Annotated in this window: 21 protein-coding genes; 16 read left to right on the top strand and 5 right to left on the bottom strand. The window is 42.0% G+C overall.

The genetic code is table 11. The features are described from left to right. The first annotated feature begins 18 nt into the window (after window positions 1-18). Genes rapZ through yjgA form a run of 3 tightly spaced genes read left to right on the top strand, consistent with a single transcriptional unit; the run spans window position 19 to window position 1,672 of the window. The gene (rapZ, locus tag IEV39_RS17405) at window positions 19-870 is read left to right on the top strand and encodes an RNase adapter RapZ (RefSeq protein ID WP_005228753.1); all 852 of its coding nucleotides are present in this window, start codon (window positions 19-21) and stop codon (window positions 868-870) included. Next, window positions 867-1,136 carry an HPr family phosphocarrier protein gene (locus IEV39_RS17410; protein WP_004804467.1) on the top strand — a complete coding sequence of 90 codons (270 nt, stop codon included), beginning with the start codon at window positions 867-869 and terminating at the stop codon, window positions 1,134-1,136. The genes rapZ and IEV39_RS17410 overlap by 4 nt, the downstream gene beginning before the upstream one ends. A gap of 2 nt (window positions 1,137-1,138) precedes the next feature. Continuing rightward, on the top strand, window positions 1,139-1,672 hold the full coding sequence (yjgA, locus tag IEV39_RS17415) for a ribosome biogenesis factor YjgA (RefSeq protein ID WP_005283408.1): 534 nt from the start codon (window positions 1,139-1,141) through the stop codon (window positions 1,670-1,672). Between the two features lie 54 nt (window positions 1,673-1,726). Here yjgA and IEV39_RS17420 read toward each other — a convergent pair whose 3' ends face one another. Next, window positions 1,727-3,370, bottom strand: coding sequence for an acyl-CoA synthetase (locus tag IEV39_RS17420; protein WP_005283410.1), 1,644 nt, complete (start codon window positions 3,368-3,370; stop codon window positions 1,727-1,729). Window positions 3,371-3,634: 264 nt separating this feature from the next. Between IEV39_RS17420 and thrS the strand changes: the two genes are divergently transcribed. The 6 genes from thrS to IEV39_RS17450 all read left to right on the top strand — a co-directional run bounded on the left by thrS (window position 3,635) and on the right by IEV39_RS17450 (window position 8,829). Then, window positions 3,635-5,557 carry a threonine--tRNA ligase gene (thrS, locus tag IEV39_RS17425; RefSeq protein ID WP_005228756.1) on the top strand — a complete coding sequence of 641 codons (1,923 nt, stop codon included), beginning with the start codon at window positions 3,635-3,637 and terminating at the stop codon, window positions 5,555-5,557. A gap of 5 nt (window positions 5,558-5,562) precedes the next feature. After that, window positions 5,563-6,114 (top strand): translation initiation factor IF-3, encoded by a 552-nt coding sequence (gene infC, locus IEV39_RS17430; RefSeq protein WP_079281829.1) that lies wholly within the window; start codon window positions 5,563-5,565, stop codon window positions 6,112-6,114. 157 nt (window positions 6,115-6,271) lie between these two features. Further along, the gene (locus IEV39_RS17435) at window positions 6,272-6,607 is read left to right on the top strand and encodes a DUF7709 family protein (RefSeq protein ID WP_005283414.1); all 336 of its coding nucleotides are present in this window, start codon (window positions 6,272-6,274) and stop codon (window positions 6,605-6,607) included. A 111-nt stretch (window positions 6,608-6,718) separates the two neighbouring features. Continuing rightward, window positions 6,719-7,339 carry a glutathione S-transferase N-terminal domain-containing protein gene (locus IEV39_RS17440; protein ID WP_005228758.1) on the top strand — a complete coding sequence of 207 codons (621 nt, stop codon included), beginning with the start codon at window positions 6,719-6,721 and terminating at the stop codon, window positions 7,337-7,339. Window positions 7,340-7,485: 146 nt separating this feature from the next. Further along, window positions 7,486-8,337, top strand: coding sequence for an arylamine N-acetyltransferase family protein (locus tag IEV39_RS17445; protein ID WP_005283417.1), 852 nt, complete (start codon window positions 7,486-7,488; stop codon window positions 8,335-8,337). Between the two features lie 66 nt (window positions 8,338-8,403). Next, on the top strand, window positions 8,404-8,829 hold the full coding sequence (locus IEV39_RS17450; protein WP_005283420.1) for a YqaA family protein: 426 nt from the start codon (window positions 8,404-8,406) through the stop codon (window positions 8,827-8,829). Window positions 8,830-8,864: 35 nt separating this feature from the next. On the opposite strand, the gene IEV39_RS17455 is transcribed toward IEV39_RS17450, so the two are convergent. Further along, entirely contained in the window at window positions 8,865-10,118 is a 1,254-nt protein-coding gene (locus IEV39_RS17455) for an MFS transporter (protein ID WP_005283422.1), read from the bottom strand. 236 nt (window positions 10,119-10,354) lie between these two features. On the opposite strand from IEV39_RS17455, the gene rpmI reads away from it, so the two are divergent. Together rpmI and rplT are read left to right on the top strand one after the other, a co-directional pair. Then, window positions 10,355-10,549 carry a 50S ribosomal protein L35 gene (gene rpmI / locus IEV39_RS17460; protein ID WP_004637967.1) on the top strand — a complete coding sequence of 65 codons (195 nt, stop codon included), beginning with the start codon at window positions 10,355-10,357 and terminating at the stop codon, window positions 10,547-10,549. Between the two features lie 11 nt (window positions 10,550-10,560). Next, window positions 10,561-10,920, top strand: coding sequence for a 50S ribosomal protein L20 (gene rplT / locus IEV39_RS17465; RefSeq protein ID WP_004655655.1), 360 nt, complete (start codon window positions 10,561-10,563; stop codon window positions 10,918-10,920). A 41-nt stretch (window positions 10,921-10,961) separates the two neighbouring features. Here rplT and IEV39_RS17470 read toward each other — a convergent pair whose 3' ends face one another. Further along, window positions 10,962-12,098, bottom strand: a complete 1,137-nt coding sequence (locus IEV39_RS17470) for a hypothetical protein (RefSeq protein WP_005283426.1) — start codon at window positions 12,096-12,098, stop codon at window positions 10,962-10,964. Between the two features lie 72 nt (window positions 12,099-12,170). Here IEV39_RS17470 and IEV39_RS17475 point away from each other — a divergent pair, with 72 nt between their 5' ends. Both IEV39_RS17475 and IEV39_RS17480 read left to right on the top strand, forming a co-directional pair. After that, on the top strand, window positions 12,171-12,548 hold the full coding sequence (locus IEV39_RS17475) for a hypothetical protein (protein WP_005283429.1): 378 nt from the start codon (window positions 12,171-12,173) through the stop codon (window positions 12,546-12,548). Between the two features lie 106 nt (window positions 12,549-12,654). Beyond that, window positions 12,655-12,852 carry a hypothetical protein gene (locus tag IEV39_RS17480; RefSeq protein WP_005228775.1) on the top strand — a complete coding sequence of 66 codons (198 nt, stop codon included), beginning with the start codon at window positions 12,655-12,657 and terminating at the stop codon, window positions 12,850-12,852. A 53-nt stretch (window positions 12,853-12,905) separates the two neighbouring features. Here the strand turns inward: IEV39_RS17480 and IEV39_RS17485 are convergent, their stop codons facing one another. Next, on the bottom strand, window positions 12,906-13,910 hold the full coding sequence (locus tag IEV39_RS17485) for a hypothetical protein (protein ID WP_005283431.1): 1,005 nt from the start codon (window positions 13,908-13,910) through the stop codon (window positions 12,906-12,908). 546 nt (window positions 13,911-14,456) lie between these two features. On the opposite strand from IEV39_RS17485, the gene pheS reads away from it, so the two are divergent. The 3 genes from pheS to IEV39_RS17500 all read left to right on the top strand — a co-directional run bounded on the left by pheS (window position 14,457) and on the right by IEV39_RS17500 (window position 18,186). After that, a complete protein-coding gene (gene pheS / locus IEV39_RS17490) occupies window positions 14,457-15,437 on the top strand; it encodes a phenylalanine--tRNA ligase subunit alpha (RefSeq protein WP_005283435.1) in 981 nt (326 codons plus the stop codon). Window positions 15,438-15,511: 74 nt separating this feature from the next. Further along, a complete protein-coding gene (pheT, locus tag IEV39_RS17495; protein WP_005283438.1) occupies window positions 15,512-17,893 on the top strand; it encodes a phenylalanine--tRNA ligase subunit beta in 2,382 nt (793 codons plus the stop codon). Next, window positions 17,890-18,186: an integration host factor subunit alpha gene (locus IEV39_RS17500; protein WP_000126166.1), complete on the top strand. Its 297-nt coding sequence runs from the start codon at window positions 17,890-17,892 to the stop codon at window positions 18,184-18,186. Before pheT ends, IEV39_RS17500 begins: the two co-directional genes overlap by 4 nt. Before the next feature lie 99 nt (window positions 18,187-18,285). Here IEV39_RS17500 and IEV39_RS17505 read toward each other — a convergent pair whose 3' ends face one another. Beyond that, on the bottom strand, window positions 18,286-18,534 hold the full coding sequence (locus IEV39_RS17505; RefSeq protein ID WP_005283441.1) for a hypothetical protein: 249 nt from the start codon (window positions 18,532-18,534) through the stop codon (window positions 18,286-18,288). Window positions 18,535-18,883: the final 349 nt, after the last annotated feature.

The following is an 18,883-nucleotide window of genomic DNA, read 5'->3' on the forward strand; positions in this document are numbered from 1 at the left end:
AATGAAGGGCAAAATGCCATGAAGCGTATTCTTATCGTGACAGGACAATCAGGCTCAGGCAAATCATCTGCATTACAAGTGCTTGAAGACTTGGGCTATTATTGTATAGATAACTTACCTTTGGCATTATTGCCTGAAATTGTGGCGAAACTGGATCACGAGAATAATCTTGAACAGTTGGCACTGGGCGTAGACATCCGCAGTACCCGTGCCGATATGCAAGAGTTCGATCATGTGTTTGAGCAATTACAACGCCATGGTTCGGTGGATATTATTTATCTGACCACACAGGATCAGGATTTGATTGCACGTTTTAGTGCATCACGTCGACCGCATCCGTTGGCCAGCCGCTTCAATAGCCTGTTGCAATGTATTCAGGAAGAGAAGCAACTGCTGATTCCGATCCAGTTTCGTTCTACCGTACATATTGATACCACGGATAAAAGCGTCCATGATTTAAAACATATTCTATTGTCTAAACTGGGGCAGTCGGATAACTTAATTGTAATTTTACAGTCTTTTGGCTATAAGCACGGTATTCCACTCGATGCGGATTATGTATTTGACGTACGCCATTTACCAAATCCACATTGGGACTTAGAATTACGCCGTTTTTCAGGTTTAGATGAACCTGTGCGCCGCTTTTTAGAAGGCAGTCAACAAACCAATGAAATGTTTGAAGATATTTATGGCTTTCTTGATAAGTGGTTACCCGCTTTTGCTGAAGGACATCGCCATTACATGACCATTTCCGTGGGATGTACGGGCGGGCAGCATCGTTCGGTTTATATCGTGGATAGACTCAAACAGGCCCTTGAGGCAAAATGGGCTGTCCAAATCTTACATAGAGAAATGAAGCACTGGTCATGATAGACACAACAATTGATGTAATTAATAAACTCGGCTTACACGCTCGCGCATCTGGTAAACTGATTGAAGTGACGACAAAATTTCGTTCTTCTATCCAGATTGGTAAGGGCGATAAGTTAGTTGATGCAAAAAATATTATGTCATTGTTGATGTTGGGTGCAGGTAAAGGCACCACATTAAGACTGGTGATTGAGGGTGCTGATGAAGACAAGGCACTGGAAGAAATTCAAACGCTGTTCGCAGCAAAATTTTACGAGGCAGAGTAATAGTGGCACGTGGTCCCCAACGTTATACAGATGAAGATTTTGAGTCATTAGAAGGGCGTGCGAGTCGAACTGAGCAAAAAAAGGCAGTTCAGCGCATGGCCGCTTTGGGTGAGCAGTTGGCTCAACTGAATCCAAAGCAGATTCAAAAACTTCCTGTCGATGAGCGTTTAATTGATGCCTTGCTTGAAGTGCAGAAAATTAGCTCATTTGAAGCGCGTCGTCGTCAGTTCCAACGCGTTGGTAAGTTATTGCGTAATGAAGATGAGAGCACAATTTTATCTTATCTCACGCCGCAACAAGGCGCTAAAAAACAAATGCAATTGATGCGTTGGGTTGATCGTATGATTGATCAAGGCGACCCAATTATTAATGAGTTTAGTAAAGTATTTAATGCTTCTGAACGCCATACCTTGCGTCAGCATGTATTACGTATTCATCGTGATATCAAGCAGCAGGTCAGTGAAGAAGAGCTTGAAGCTTCGAAACGTAAGCTCGTCAATTATGTTCAACAGGTCGCGCTGTTATCTGAACAGTAAGGTTTAAAATAAAAAAGAAGTTTCCTCGGAAACTTCTTTTTTTTATCTGCTGTATTAATTTCCGAATTCGCTATTGGCTCGTTGTTTTGCCCATTCCCTTAAAATAAATTTCTGCAATTTTCCGGTCGAGGTTTTTGGAATCTCGGCGATCACCACATCTTTTGGAACTTTAAAGCGGGCCAGTTGTTGCTGACAATGCGCAATAATCTCTTCAGGGGTTGCGGTTGCTCCCTGTTTGAGTTCAATAAAGGCACAAGGTACTTCCTGCCAGCGTTGATCCGGTTTTGCCACGACTGCAGCAGTCAATACAGCAGGGTGGCGGTAGAGTACATCTTCTACTTCGAGCGATGAAATATTCTCTCCGCCTGAAATGATAATATCTTTTGAGCGATCTGTGATCTTGGCATAACCGTCGGGATGGCTCACCGCCAGATCTCCGGTATGAAACCAGCCACCTTTAAAGGCTTCCTGCGTGGCTTCGGGATTTTTTAAATAGCCTTTCATGACAATATTGCCACGGAACATGATTTCACCCATGGTTTGTCCATCATTGGGAACTGGTTGCATGGTTTCTGGATCAAGTACCCGCATACTGTCCTGTAAAGGGTAGGGTACGCCTTGACGTGAATGCAGTTGTGCCTGTTCCTGTATGGATAAATCATTCCAGCCTGCCTGTGAGGCACATAAGGCCGAAGGACCATAGGTTTCAGTCAGACCATAAACATGATTTACATTGATGTCGAGATGATGCATCCCTTCAATAATCGCCACGGGTGGAGCAGCGCCAGCCACCATGACTTCGACATGATGATCAAATGAGGTTCGCTGTTCTGAAGGAGCGTTAATCAGCATGGACAGTACAATTGGTGCGCCACAGAAGTAATCAACTTTATATTGCGCAATATATTTAAAAATCAGGACAGGATCGACGCGACGCAGACAGATATTGGTACCGCCACTGGCCGCAATAGACCAGGCAAAGCACCAGCCATTGCAATGGAACAGAGGAAGTGTCCAGAGATATACCGCCCGTGGTTTCATGCCGCAGGCTAGAATGTTGCTGGCTGCATTCAGGTAAGCACCACGGTGATGATAAACCACGCCTTTAGGATTGCCAGTGGTGCCTGAGGTATAGTTAAGACTGATTGCATCCCATTCATCTTGCGGGAGTAACCATTCAAATTCAGGATTTCCTTGAGCAAGCCATGATTCATATTCATATTGTCCGATGGCAATCTGCTCGCCTTCAAACTCGGAATCAAATACATCAATCACCACGATCTCTTGCGGCACCAGTTTAAGTGCTTCTGCCGCGACTTCACGAAATTCTGGATCAACCAGCAGTACCTTGGATTCAGCATGTTCCAGCATAAAGGCGATGGTTTTGGCATCAAGGCGGGTATTTAAGGTATTGAGTACGGCACCCGCCATTGGCACGGCAAAATGTGCTTCGATCATGGCAGGAATATTGGGAAGCAACACAGACACAGTATCGTTTTTTTGAATTCCCAGTTTTGCCAGTTGATGTGCAAACTGGCGGCAGCGTTGATAGGTGTGTTGCCATGTGATTTGACGTTCGCCATGAATAATTGCAGCTTGCTGAGGGTAAATATAAGCCGCACGTTCTAAATAACGTAACGGAGACAGGGCTACAAAATTGGCAGCTGTTCGTGGTAATTCGTCGTATGCACTGACCATGTGTATTGCTCCATTTTATGTTGTTTTCATTATTGACTAAACTATTCTGTCGTCGAGTCTAAATCATTTAGGCTTTAGTCGGAGGGGAATCGTAAGAGATATCGGGTTTTTCTGGTCCAAAGGTTTCATCCACAGCTAAACCCGTGTAAAATCTTGGATACTTTTTTATCCGCCGTTTTTTATCTTTTGAGGCCTCGCCTCAATACATAATCTCGCGGTGATATGCTCCTTCGTATAGGGCATCACTCCTTAAGGATTTTTTATATGCCAATCATTACTTTACCAAATGGTGATCAGAAACAGTTTGATCAGCCAATTTCCGTAATGGAACTTGCTCAGAGCATTGGTCCGGGTCTTGCAAAAAATACAGTTGCTGGCCGTATCAATGATCGCTTGGTGGATGCTTGTGATTTAATCACAGAAGATGCGACAGTTCAGATTATTACCCCGAAAGATGAAGAGGGTTTAGAAATCATTCGTCACTCTTGTGCGCATCTGGTCGGACATGCGGTTAAGCAGTTGTTCCCGGAAGCGAAAATGGTGATCGGTCCTGTGATCGAAGAAGGTTTCTACTACGACATCTGGATGCCACGTCCGTTTACGCTGGATGATATGGCAGCAATCGAAGAGCGCATGAAAAAGCTCATCGATCAGGACTATGACGTTGTTAAAAAGATGACACCGCGTGAAGATGTGATTGCAGAATTCACAGCACGTGGCGAAGAATATAAGTTACGCTTGATTGCAGACATGCCGAATGAAACTCAAATGGGCTTGTACTACCATCAAGATTATTTAGATATGTGCCGTGGTCCACACGTACCGAATACTAAATTCTTAAAATCATTCAAGCTCACTAAAATCTCTGGTGCATACTGGCGTGGTGATGCGAAAAATGAACAATTACAACGTATTTACGGTACAGCCTGGGCTGACAAAAAACAGTTAGCGGCTTATATCAAACGTATTGAAGAAGCTGAAAAGCGTGATCACCGTAAAATTGGTAAAGCGCTAGATTTGTTCCATATGCAAGAAGAAGCACCAGGTATGGTGTTCTGGCATCCGAACGGCTGGACCATTTATCAAGTGCTTGAACAATACATGCGTAAAGTTCAGCAAGACAATGGTTATCAGGAAATCAAGACGCCGCAAATCGTAGATTTTACGCTTTGGGAAAAGTCTGGTCATGCGGCAAACTATGCTGAAAACATGTTTACGACTCATTCGGAAAGTCGTAACTATGCAGTGAAGCCAATGAACTGCCCATGTCACGTACAGGTCTTTAACCAGGGTTTGAAATCTTACCGTGATTTACCAATCCGTTTAGCTGAGTTTGGTTCTTGTCACCGTAACGAGCCATCAGGTTCTTTACACGGTATTATGCGTGTTCGTGGCTTTACCCAAGATGATGCCCATATTTTCTGTACCAAAGAACAGATTGGTAAAGAAGTTGCAGATTTTATTAAGCTGACTTTAGACGTTTATAAAGACTTCGGTTTTGAAGACGTACAAATGAAGCTCTCTACACGTCCAGAAAAACGTGTGGGTGATGACGCACTTTGGGATCTGGCGGAAAAATCTTTGGCAGATGCGCTTGATGATGCTGGCTTGGCATGGGACTTGCAACCTGGTGAAGGTGCGTTCTATGGTCCGAAAATTGAATTTTCATTGAAAGACTGCTTAGGCCGTATCTGGCAGTGCGGTACCATCCAATGTGACTTCAACTTGCCGATCCGTTTAGATGCTTCTTATGTCACAGAAGACAATGAGCGTGACCAACCTGTGATGCTGCATCGTGCAATTCTTGGCAGTTTTGAGCGTTTTATTGGTATACTAATTGAACACTATGCGGGTTTCATGCCACCGTGGCTTACACCAATTCAAGCGTGTGTCATGAACATTACTGATTCACAAGCAGAAGCAAGTGAACAGGTGGTCGCAAAACTCAAAGAAAATGGCCTTCGTGCTATTTCCGACTTGAGAAATGAAAAAATCGGATTTAAGATTCGTGAGCGTACCCTAGAGCGTATTCCTTACCTTCTAGTTCTTGGTGACCGAGAAGTTGAAGAAGGTACAGTTAATGTGCGTACTCGCTCAGGAAAAAATTTAGGTACTATGTCAGTAGATGCATTTATTGACTTAGTGAAATCTGCCGTTGCCGAACGTGGCCGGTACATTGTGGAGTAATAAAGATTAAACAGCCTGACCGTAACCAACAACAAGGTGCTAAAAGTAACCGTCCTGCAATCAACGATGAGATCCGTGCGAAAGAAGTACGCCTCGTCGCTGCAGATGGGGAGCAAAAAGGTGTTGTTTCATTAAATGAAGCATTGCGTGCTGCAGAAGAAGCCAATCTTGACCTTGTTGAGATTGTTGCTAATGCAGAACCGCCTGTTTGTAAAATCATGGACTACAACAAGCACTTATTTGACTTGAAACAAAAGCAAAAAGATGCGAAGAAAAAACAGCATCAAGTGCAAGTGAAAGAAATCAAGTTACGTCCTGCGACGGATGTAGGTGATTATCAGGTAAAATTGCGTGCAATTTTACGTTTCCTTGAAGAAGGAAACAAAGTGAAAATTACCTTGCGTTTCCGTGGTCGTGAGATGGCACATCAACAGCTTGGTTTGGCTCAATTACAAAAAATTGAAGCTGACGTTGCTGAGTTTGGTGTTGTTGAACAAGCGCCGAAGATGGAAGGCCGTCAGATGGGCATGTTACTTGGTCCGAAAAAGAAAAAGTAATTTTTTCTTGATAAAAAAGCACCGCAACAGGCGGTGCTTTTTTATGTCTGAATCGGCAATGGTTTGTTAAAAATCTGCTTAGGCTCATTCCCCGGCGTAAAGACAGGATATGATAAGATTGCTTGATAATTACACGATTTAAAAACTGGAAAAATTCATGTCTACAATTAAAGGTACTCAAGAACTCTCGGAAGTTAATCAAAAAGTGGTACAGGAGGGAGAGGTTCTGCCACAAGTGAAGCTGAAAGATGGTAGCCGTGTCCAGACAGGTACCGTTGCGACCATGCTACACAATATTAATCTTTATAATGCTGGAGTGCGTGGGGCGATTGAAGAAGAGCTGGCCTTGGCGGTCCCGACGTTATTTAAGGTGGGTATGTTCGATCTGTTTTCGGTAGAAGAGTGGATTAATGGCACAAATGCGGGGCGAAAATTTGTTGGTGAAAAGGCTTTAGAATTTCAGCAAAAGCAAAACGAATTGTCTGATCGTTAGCTTTAAAACACGGCACGATTGTTTCTTTTCGTGCTGATGTGCTGATCAAGATAAGCCAAGTGTGCTATAACGCAACAACAGTCAAGATAACGATCAAACAGGACAACATAAATGATTGACTTATACTACTGGGGTACGCCCAATGGACATAAAATAACAATTGCCTTAGAAGAAATGCAGCTGGAATATCAAATTTTCCCCATCAATATTCTTGAAAACGACCAGTTTCAACCTGATTTTCTGAGAATCTCTCCAAATAATAAAATCCCTGCAATTGTTGATCAAAATGGCCCACGTGGCGAACCGATTTCCGTATTTGAGTCGGGTGCGATCTTGCAGTATTTAGGTAGGAAAACTGGATTATTTTATCCAACGGATGAGCAGGAACGGGTTGAAGTTGAACAATGGTTGATGTGGCAAATGGGTGGCTTTGGGCCAATGCTGGGGCAGAACCATCATTTCAATAAGTTTGCAGCTGAAAAAATTCCCTATGCGATTGACCGTTATGTAAATGAAACCAAACGTCTTTATAATGTCTTAAACAAGCAGTTGATTGGACAGAAGTTCGTGGCTGGTGAATATTCCATTGCAGACATGGCGATTTTGCCTTGGGCATTACGTTATGAATGGCAGGGCATTCAACTTGAAGATTATCCGTATGTAAAAGATTATATTGAACGCTTAACCGCCCGCCCTGCGATACAGAAAGCCTTGTCGATCAAGGTGGGATAAGAACTGAACAACCTTCTTATGCCCAAGGACTGTTCGTTTTGAGAATCCTTGGGAAACCGGATTTATGTCATATAAGAATGATGATGTCTAGTTTATGTCTGAATTAGACTAAGCCTTTTCTTTGGTAAATTTAAAAATATATAAAAATGACGACTTCAACAATATCTACCCAGTATCTAGAAAAACTTGGTTTTGCAGGTGATTTTTCACCCACTTTGGCTCATCTAAACACCTTACTAAGTCTGCATGTGCAGAAAATTCCTTTTGCTAATTTTTCTTCTTTTTTAGGGGGAGAGGTTTCTTTGGAATCTGATCAACTTGCTCAGAAGTTATTGAGAAATGATCAAGGGGGTTATTGTCTAGAGCACAGCACCTTAACCAGAATTGCGTTAAACGAACTGGGATATGAGGCTTATAACGTGCTAGGACGGGTCTATTATCAAGGCACACCTAGTCGTACGCCAGTACGGACTCATTTGGTCACATTGGTGCATATTGATCAGCAATTGTTTTTATATGATCCCGGGTTTGGCGGTATGACACCAATGATGGTTTTAACGCTTGACCAAATCGGCGAAACACAGCAGACATCATTAGAGCCTTTTAGGTTTGTTGAAGTTGCCCAGAGTGGTTTGGATACGACTGTACTGACAGAAATGAAATATATGCTGCAAGTCTGTATTCATGATCAATGGGTCAATGTCTATGCAATTAACCCCGAACAGCAGATTGCACATGCTGATGCACAGGTCGCAAACTACTACATTTCGACCTCACCAGAATCCTTATTTACTCAGCACTTAATGTTATCGATAGCCAATAGCGAAATGCGGATCACGTTAAAAGATCGGGTCTTAAGAACGCATGGCAAAGGCGGCTCAAATAAAAAACAGTTAAGCAATTTTGATGAATTTGAACGCACCATTAAGACCGTTTTTCAAATGAATATCAGTGATGAGCAATTACAGGCCAGTTGGGGAAAACTGGCACTGACTTAATAATTTCAGCTTATAGTGCTATAGGCTGCTATGCTTTGATTGATATTGAGTGATCCCTTTAAATTGATGTCTTATTTTTTATTATTTCTCTCGGCTTTTGGTGCAGCGACTTTATTACCCTTACAGTCTGAAGCGGTACTAATGACCTTGCTGGTACAAGGTTTATCTAATCCGTTTTATCTGATCTTGGTTGCGACCATTGGTAATGTCTTGGGTTCCTGTGTGAACTGGTGGCTTGGCCTGAAAATCGAACACTTTAAAGATAAAAAGTGGTTTCCTGTTTCTGAGCAGCGTTTAAAACAAGCCCAGCAGATTTATCATAAATATGGTTTCTATTCGCTGTTGCTGAGTTGGACACCTGTGATTGGCGACCCGATTACCCTGATTGCAGGCTTGATGAAAGAGAACTTTTGGCGATTCTTTGTGATTGTCACAATCGCCAAAGGTGGGCGTTATTTAACTTTATATGCTTTGTATCTCGGTATCTTTTAAAAAATAAGGAGGAAGACAAATGCTTCCTCTCAGCTCTATTGATCTGAACCTTTGGTAATATCGACCTTGAATAAGTCACTGGTTTTAAACCAGCAATAACTCACCACGGCAAGGGTCATACAACCGCCAAAAATGGTGGCGGTGATGGTACCGAGATATTTGGCTGCCAGACCGGATTCAAATGCGCCCAGTTCATTGCTTGAAGAAACAAACATCCCATTCACAGCAGCGACACGACCTCGCATATTTTCAGGAGGGAAGATTTGCAGCACGGTTTGACGAACCACAACCGAAACACTGTCACAGGCACCGGTCATGGCAAGAGCAAATAGTGACAGCCACATATTGTTTGAGAAGGCGAACAGAATGGTAAAAATACCAAAGCCAGCGACGGCTAACAGCATATTACGCCAGGCGTGATGCATCGGAGGAAATTTGGTCAGTACGATCATGGTAATCAGTGCACCGATAGAAGGTGCCGCACGTAAGTAGCCTAAGCCTTCGGGGCCAACTTTTAAGATTTCTTCCGCAAAAATCGGCAATAGCGCAATCACACCGCCAAACAGTACCGAGACCAGATCCAGTGAGATGGCCCATAATACAATCTTGGTTTTCCAGATAAAACGGAAACCATCGGTCAGGCTTTGCAGCACATTCTCGGTTTCCATTTTCGGAAAAGTTCGCTTCGCTAGGCAGTTAATTAAAATGAAGCAAACCGCCAATAATGCAGATACCGCAAACAGACTGGTTTCACGCCCTAAAAAAGCCAGCATAAATCCACCGAGCATGGGGCCAATAATCACCCCGCTTTGCCAGCCAATCGTGGTCCAGGTTGCGCCATTGGCATACAGTTCACGTGGAATCAGAAAAGGCTTGAGTGATGTTGCGGAGGGATTGTAAAAGCCACGAATGGTACCCAAGGCGAAAATAACGGCATAAATGCCCCAAGAGAGTGTGGTGATGCCAATTTTTTCTAAACCATGTAAATGGAACAGTGCCCAAAGTACTAACGGCAGGGGAATAGAAAAGAACAAACAGACTTTCATGATGCTCTGTTTATTCAGCTTATCTGCAAAATAACCGCCCCATAACGACAAGGTAATGAAGGGGATTGCCTCTGCCAGACCAATAAAGCCGAGCGTAAGCGGATCACGGGTAATCTGATACAGTGAATAGGCAACGATGATTTCCTGAATCAGGATAGCCAGTGTCAAGCAGAACTGATTAACAGTCACGATAGAGAAATCCCGATACCGCAAGGCGGCGAAAGCATCATTCTGTATATTCATAAGGATGGGTGTTTAAGAATTTGATTCTATTATAGGCGCTGATTTTGTGTATGTTTCTCATAATTTGAGAATTAATTATGGAAAATAACGTTTGTAGAAAACACTTCTATTTCTATCAAAAAATGAGCATTTTACTTTTGTTTTAGCGGCAGATGCTATATCATACTGCCTTCCTTACCTGCAGGTCGATTTGCAATCGTGCAAACGTGCCGAACAGGTGCCCAAAAGAGGTTACTATGGCTAAGTTAAAAACTCGCCGTGGTGCAGCTAAACGCTTTAAAGCGACTGCAAACGGTTTCAAGCGCAAACAAGCATTCAAGCGCCACATTTTGACCAAAAAATCTGCTAAGCGTATCCGTCAATTGCGCGGTTGTGTAATGGTTCACGTAAGTGACGTTGCATCAGTTCGTGCTATGTGCCCATACATCTAAGGAGATTATAAATGGCTCGTGTAAAACGTGGTGTAGTGGCTCATCGTCGTCACAAAAAAATTCTTGCTCGCGCTAAAGGTTACTATGGTGCTCGTTCACGCGTTTATCGCGTAGCGTTCCAAGCGGTAATCAAAGCTGGTCAATACGCATACCGTGACCGCCGTCAAAAGAAACGTCAATTCCGTGCTTTATGGATTGCGCGTATCAATGCTGGTGCTCGTCAAAACGGTTTGTCTTACAGCCGTATGATCGATGGCTTGAAAAAAGCTCAAGTGATCATCGACCGTCGCGTATTAGCTGACATCGCTATGCATGATGCAATCGCATTTGCTGCTTTAGCTGAAAAAGCTAAAGGCGCATTAGCTGCATAAGCTTAGAGATTCAAAAGAAGGCCGCTTTTTAGCGGTCTTTTTTATTTCCTGCCTATTATTATAAGTACAGACAAGATTGTGGTAATAAGTAATAAAAACTTAGCAAATTCATATTTCTGAACCAATAAAAATAGCCCATATAATATTATTAAGAGTACTGCTAAGACGATGAGTAATGTAGTTAGTGCTCGCCAACCAGAAATAGTTTCAGGTTCTGGCGAAGTAATATTCTCGATAACTGATGAATCTTGCAAACCCGATTCTTTTTTACTTAATATCATTTCTTTTTCTAACTCATTTTGAGTTTTCACTGAGATATAAGATGCTTGATAACTATTAGCCGTATGGCAAATAAGTTGGACAAATTGTTGACCAACTGATTCCTCATAAAGATTAAATTTATTGATTTCTTCCAAATCAAAGCTTTGATATTCAGACATTTCATTACGTGGATGTTTAAAGCCTCGAAGATTAATTTTTAAAGTTTCGAACTGTTGAAGCAGGGTGAATGCAAGATTATTTTGTGAGGAGGGATTTTCTAGCAATGGAAAAGTACATCCTTCTTCTTCGTGGGGGTAAAGATGTAAGTTGTTTGTGAACGAAATATCATATGTTCCATAAAATTGATAAGGTGCAGAACGAATAAACTCTTGAGTTTCTTTATAGAAATTTTCCCAATTCAGACTGCTATTAAATATTCTAATTTTTTTGTTTTGCTCTAAATTTAGAGGAATCAGACTAAACAACATATAGTTCCACTCGTCTTGGGTGGATAGAGTTCCCCAAAACTCTCTAGGATCGCCTATAGGTTGGATATCTTTTACAATCTCTCTTTCTATTTTTATTAATGCGATATTGGTATGTCTTAGATTGAAGACTAATACTGGATAATTATTTATTTCAAATAAAAATTTAGATTGAATTTTTTCAAATTCAGGAAAGAGTAGGGTAAAAGGATAAAGTGAACAATCGTAGGCACCTTGATGGAATAGATCAAATATTAAGGCATCAATAGAGTCATAAATAAGTGAGCAATCATCTAAGTCTCTCACCATAAAAATATCGTGATTACGAATGCTCCAATGGTGACGAACGGCATGATAAGAAATGAGGCCTTTAAAAAACTGTTGAGCATTATGTTGTAAACCTAATATAAACTTCCAGTAATTCTCGGTCATGGTTTTATAAATACTATTATTTATGAGAAGTTAAGTTGATCATCATAGCTGAAATTATCTATGGATTAAAACGTGCGCAGACAATATCACTTTAGACAAGTGGGTCAAGATACTTATATTTGGGATGTACATCATCTGGTTGAGCGAACCAAAACTTTTGTGATCAAGAAAGTTGCACTTGCTGATATTCGAGAACTCAACGAAGCCTATTGGTTTCCAGATCAATTTCCGACGACACAGCAAATCATAGAACATTTTCAATTGGTGCAAGACACCGATCTGAGTTATCCCATTATTTTATGTGCCGAAGGTCGGGTCATGGATGGCATGCATCGTATTGCTAAAGCTAGTTTACTGAAACATGGCGATATTCTCGCTGTGCAATTTGAACAAACGCCTGAACCCGATTTTATCAATGTGGATGAAGAGGAGCTGGATTATGATGATTAAATCAATCTTTTGATTTAATTCAAGATTACATAACCCACACATGTTGCAATAGACTTTTCTCCCTGAATCTTTTTACAGTAAAGAAAACAAGATCGGGATAAAAAGTATGCGAGTGAGTGTAGAAGGTTTAGAACAAGGCGCGATTGAGACAGAATTAAGTATCTTGCCTAGAAAAGGCGAAACTATCCGGATCTTCTATGGTCCTGATGCGGAAGTAGAGGGCGAAATTGAAAATATCCATCACATCGTCAATCAGCATGATGGCGGGCATAAAGTTGTTATCAAAATCAGGCCGACTTTTTAGATTAAATAGAAAACCTAGATGAAGTGATCTAGGTTTTTTTATTTAGTCTATCGTTATAAGCCGAAATAATACGCACACACGCAGATGATAAGGGTGAGTAGAATTAATTTGATCACACCTGAAGCACCAACTTTATGATGTTGCTGAGTATTGTTAAGTCGTTGTGGAATTTCCATGGTGCGGTCGATGATTTCGGGCTCTTCCGCTGTCAATTGAGCACTTTGATAATGATTGGCAGTTTTCACAATCAATTTGGCAAATAGGTCATCCGCTTTTTGCAAAAAGTTGCGCACGTTAATTTGCTCTTCGGGGCTAAGCAATTCGCCAGCCGCAGTGTAAGGATGCTTCTTTTGCTGTTCTAAATAATCCACTAATGCTTGGGTGCGGTGTAATAAGCGGTGTGCACAGTCAGCTGGATAGTCGGTTGGGATCAAGGCAAGTTGTTGACTTGATAGCTCATCTGGATCGACTGCATAACCGTAAAAAGGAAAGTCCTGCTGTTCAGGTTCTATAAAGTTGTCCGCATATTTGCTGTCAAATAATTCTCTTTCCAGAAAAATAGCAACTTCATTCCAGTTGACTTTTTTGAGATCTGCATCGATTTTTTTGGCGAACTTATCATTTAACTCGTAACGCCAAAGATCTTCTTGACGTAGCGTTGATTGCTGAGAGACGGGCGTTTGAAATTCACTGTCGCTATTGTCCCACTCTGCCAGTTCATGTCCACAGATCCAGGCCGTTTTTTTGTTGGCTTGATGGCTTACGATAAAATGTGCGAAGGGAAGCAGTTCAACATTGGCATTCGGATTTTGTTCATCATTGAGCAGGCTAGATAAATGTAGACTCAGCTTTTTTACGCCTTGTTTTTTTAAGCCTTCAAGCCAGATCTGGAAATGTTGAGCCAGTAGATGCTGTGACAGTAAATCTCTGAAGATCAGACGATTTTGATTAAAAACCGGGTGTTCAATCCAGCGACTGAAATTGAGATTTCCTGCAAGGTATTCATTGCCATAGGTGACAAGGGCAAGTTGCTGTTTCCAGATTTGATCAAGCGCCATCGTTATTCTTTCTCATTGACGAATTAGGGTTTATTGATATTTCACCTTACGAGCTATAGCTCTCATTGCGACAGTGGACATTTTTTTGATGCTACAAGGCATGTCTTATGTAATTTAGTCATTCTAAATAAATAAGATATAACGCAGTAGCGGCGTAATATAACGCATCTGTCCTTGCGCTGCGATCAAAGCAGTGCTTTGATCTTGCTCAGGTTATGGCTAAAACTTCCCTAAACTGTGTTATGAAACTTGACAAGGGGTTTGCCATTGTCTGCGTTTCATGCCTTGTTTATGTCGTTTTAGCCGATAACGCAAGGCATGGTTGAAATGTCAATAGACCCTAGTATCTTATCCATTTTATTCAATTATTGATCATTTTTTTCAAAAATTAATCAACCTGCTTCATTCTCCTGTGCTTTTATCCTCAACTTGCTGCACAAAAAAACAGAAGATTTAAAGCTGGGTTTTGCTTCATAAAATGGATGAAAAGCTGATAAACTATAGCGTTTTCTTATATTTCTATATTTTGTTGCTTTGAGAGTTACTATGTCACTGGAAGCCCTGACCACTGAAGCGCTTGCTGCCATTGCAGCGGCTCAAGACCTTGCTGCACTCGACCAAGTACGTGTGCAATTTACAGGGAAAAAAAGCCAGCTTGCAGAGCAGTCGAAAGCACTTGGAAAGATGGATCCTGAAGAACGAAAAGTACAAGGTGCTGCCATCCATGCTGTTCGTGAAGCAATCAATAGCGCTTTGACCGAGCGTCAACAGTCATTACAACAAGCTGAACTTGCAAAGAAACTGGCAAGTGAAACCATTGATATTACCTTGCCAGGCCGCGGTCAGCGCATGGGCAGTATTCACCCTGTTACTCAGGTTCAGGAACGTATTTGCCAGTTCTTTACCAAAGCTGGTTTCCAGGTTGCGCATGGTCCTGAGGTTGAAGATGACTATCACAACTTCGAAGCCTTAAATATTCCTGGGCATCACCCGGCACGTGCCATGCACGATACCTTCTATTTCGATGCAACACATTTATTGCGTACCCATACATCGGGTGTGCAGATTCGTACCATGGAAACCAGTCAGCCACCGATTCGTATTGTGTGTCCAGGCCGTGTTTACCGTTGTGACTCGGATCAAACCCATTCGCCGATGTTCCATCAGATCGAAGGTTTATATGTTGCAGAGAACACCAGCTTTGCCGAGTTAAAAGGTTTGTTGATTAACTTACTGAATGAATTCTTTGAAAAAGATTTGAAAGTACGTTTCCGTCCGTCTTATTTCCCATTCACAGAGCCAAGTGCCGAAGTGGATATCATGGATGAGCGTGGTCGTTGGTTAGAGGTTTTAGGTTGTGGCATGGTACATCCAAATGTACTTCGTGCTGCAGGCATTGATCCTGATAAATACAAAGGTTTTGCCTTTGGTTTAGGGGTAGAGCGTTTTGCAATGTTGCGTTATGGCATCAATGATTTGCGTATGTTCTATCAAAATGATGTGCGTTTCTTACGCCAGTTTGCCTAGACAGATTTGGACCTCTCCCTAACCTCTCCTAAAAGGAGAGGGGAACAAAAGTAGATTTATAGGTTTTTAATAAAATGAAAATTAGTGAAAATTGGTTACGCAGCTGGGTCAATCCAGCAATTGATAGCGATACATTATCTGATCAGTTAACCATGCTTGGTCTGGAAGTGGATGAGTTGGCGCCTGTGGCGAAACCCTTTACCGGTGTGGTTGTGGGTGAGGTACTCACGGTTGAGCAGCATCCAGATGCAGATCGTTTACGTGTGACCACGGTGAATATTGGTTCAGGTGAGCCATTACAAATCGTTTGTGGTGCACCGAATGTCCGCGTGGGCATGAAAGCGCCTGTTGCCACTGTTGGGGCGGTATTGCCAGGTGATTTTAAAATTAAAAAAGGCAAACTGCGTGGTGTTGAATCACATGGCATGTTATGCGGTGCTTCTGAAATTGATTTAGAAGACAAGATTGACGGTTTATTGGAATTACCTGCTGATGCGCCAGTGGGGATCAATATCCGTGAATATTTAAAACTTGATGACAATGTGATTGATATCAGTATTACCCCAAACCGTGGTGACTGTTTCAGTATCCGTGGTATTGCACGTGAAATTGCAGTCATCAATCAGTTAAAGATGAATGAGCCTGAAATTCAGTCAGTTGCTGCAACCATCACTGATGAAAAAGCAGTGACGATCACGACTGAGGGTACGCCACGTTATTTGGGTCGTATTGTTAAAAATGTCAATGTCAAAGCGGCAACACCAGACTGGATGGAACAAGCACTAGCGCGTTCAGGTATCCGTACGCATAGCATTCTGGTGGATATTACTAACTACGTATTACTTGAGTTAGGTCAACCGATGCATGCTTTTGATCTGGCGAAAATCGAAGGTTCAATCCAGGTCCGTCAAGCGCAGCCTAAAGAAAAATTGATGTTGCTCAATGATCAGGAAGTTGAGCTACAAAATGACATCATGGTGATTGCTGATGATCAGAAAGCCTTGGCCATTGCCGGTATCATGGGCGGTCTGGACTCATCGGTAACCGATGATACGCAAGATATCTTCCTTGAAAGCGCTTTCTTTGCGCCGTTAGCGATTGCTGGCCGTGCACGTCGTTTTGGCTTGCATACCGATTCATCTCAACGTTATGAACGTGGGGTTGATTTTGAACTGCCAATGATTGCCATGCACCGTGCTTCTGAATTGATTCAGGCCTTTGCTGGTGGTGAGTTTGGCCCGATCACGATTGCCGAGCAAGCGGCTTTATTGCCAAAACGTGAAGCAATTGTATTGCAACAGGTGCAAGTCGATCAGTTACTTGGATATCAGGTGGCAGGTGATTTTATTGCTGATGCATTAACGCGTCTGGGCTGTGTGGTGACCGCAATTGCTGAAGGCGAGTGGAGTGTGGTCCCACCTTCACATCGTTATGATATGGCAATTTATCAAGACTTGATTGAAGAAGTAGTACGTATCCACGGTTATGACAATATCCAAATCAGTTTGCCAAAAATTGATGTCAAGTTAGAGAAATATCAAGACCGTTTTGAAATTGCGCAATTACGTCAAACGATTGCAACATTGGGCTATCAAGAAGCGATCAGCTTTAGCTTTGCCGATGCAAAACTGGAAAAGCAGCTGAATCCAGCGGTACAGCCATTGATGCTGGCAAACCCGATTTCCAGTGATCTGGCTGCAATGCGCAGTACCTTGCTATCGAGCCTGATTCCTTGTGTACAGTACAACCTAAACCGTCAACAGCCACGTGTACGTTTCTTTGAGTTAGGTTTGCGTTTTGACTATCAGAATGCCCAAAGTATTCATGATCTTAAACAGATCCCGACGTTGGCCTTGATTGCGGTTGGTCCACGTACGCCTGAATCCTGGCACGCCAAACCTCAGGCCATGGATTTCTTTGACTTTAAAGGTGAGGTTGAAGAGATTCTGGCAGCAGGCCGTATTGCTGTTGAGTTTGCCCGTAGTGAACGTGCATGGTTACATCCAGGGCAGTCTGCGGAAATTTTAGTCGCTGGTCAATCGATTGGATATCTCGGTCGTTTGCATCCATCACTGGAAAGTGAACTCGATTTGGGCACAACTTGGGTGGCAGAACTGGATCAGCAGGCTGTTTTGCAATCTTATGTATCTAATTTTACAGAATTATCACGTTTTCCATCGGTTAGACGTGATATTGCGCTTTTAATCTCTGATAATATTGAGGTAAGAGATATTCAGCGGTTAATTGAGCAAACTGGTGGAGAGTTACTCGACTCGACATGGTTGTTCGATGTGTATACGGGGCAAGGAGTTGAACAAGGCAAACGCTCTCTCGCTTTTGCAGTGTTATGGCAACATCCAACTCGTACGCTTGAAGATGCTGAAATTAAATCTGGTATGGATAACATTATTCAAGTGTTGGAAGACACTTACCAAGCGACATTGAGGGCCTCATGACAGCATTAACAAAAGCAGATATGGCGGACCATTTAAGTGAGCTGACTAGCTTAAATCGCCGCGAAGCAAAACAAATGGTCGAGTTATTTTTTGACGAAATCAGCCAGGCATTGATTGCGGGTGAGCAGGTCAAACTTTCTGGGTTCGGTAATTTTGAGTTGCGTGACAAACGTGAACGTCCAGGACGTAATCCTAAGACGGGTGAAGAAATTCCGATTTCTGCCCGTCGTGTGGTCACGTTCCGAGCGGGTCAAAAATTTAGACAGCGTGTTGGAAATGAGCAGATCGATTGATCTGCTTTTTTTATCTTTATATTTTATTTAAACTTTAAATATTCAGGCATAAAAAAAGAGAACCGTAAGGTTCTCTTTTTTCGATAATCTAAAACTAGATTATTTAGCAGCAGAAGCTGGAGCAGCAACTTCAGAAGCAGCAGCAACTGGAGCAGAAGCAGCAGCAGTAGTCGCTTCAGAAGCAGCAACAGTAGCTTCAGATGCAGCAGTAGTAGCTTCAGATGCAGCAGCTACAGCTTCAGAAGCAGCAGCGTTAGCGTCAGCAGCTGGAGCTTCTTTCTTAGAGCAACCAACGAAAGCTAAAGTAGTAGCAATAGCAGCAACAACAGCGAATTTTTTGAATAACATGGCATCACTCTCATAAAATTGTGAGATTAAAAAAAACCTTAAGTTAGTCTGTTTGTGCTTTTATTATTCCTAAACGCTTTAGGTAACAACGCAGGGAGCAGCCTAACTGGTCTGAGGCTATCCTATCAAAGCAATTCATGAATTACTACTGTTCTGTCCAACAAAACGACAAAAATGAGCAAAATTTGGCTGTTTTTTGATAGAAAATAACTATGGATTATAAATTTTAAATCGGTAAGTTGCGGAAATTAAATAAGTTATTTTGTAAATATATAAATAAATCAATAGAATAGTGTTTTTAGTAACTTTTTTAAAAAAATGTAAATGTTATGTAAGTTTGTCAACCAAA

This window comes from Acinetobacter courvalinii, from assembly GCF_014635545.1.
Taxonomy (GTDB): Bacteria; Pseudomonadota; Gammaproteobacteria; order Pseudomonadales; family Moraxellaceae; genus Acinetobacter; species Acinetobacter courvalinii.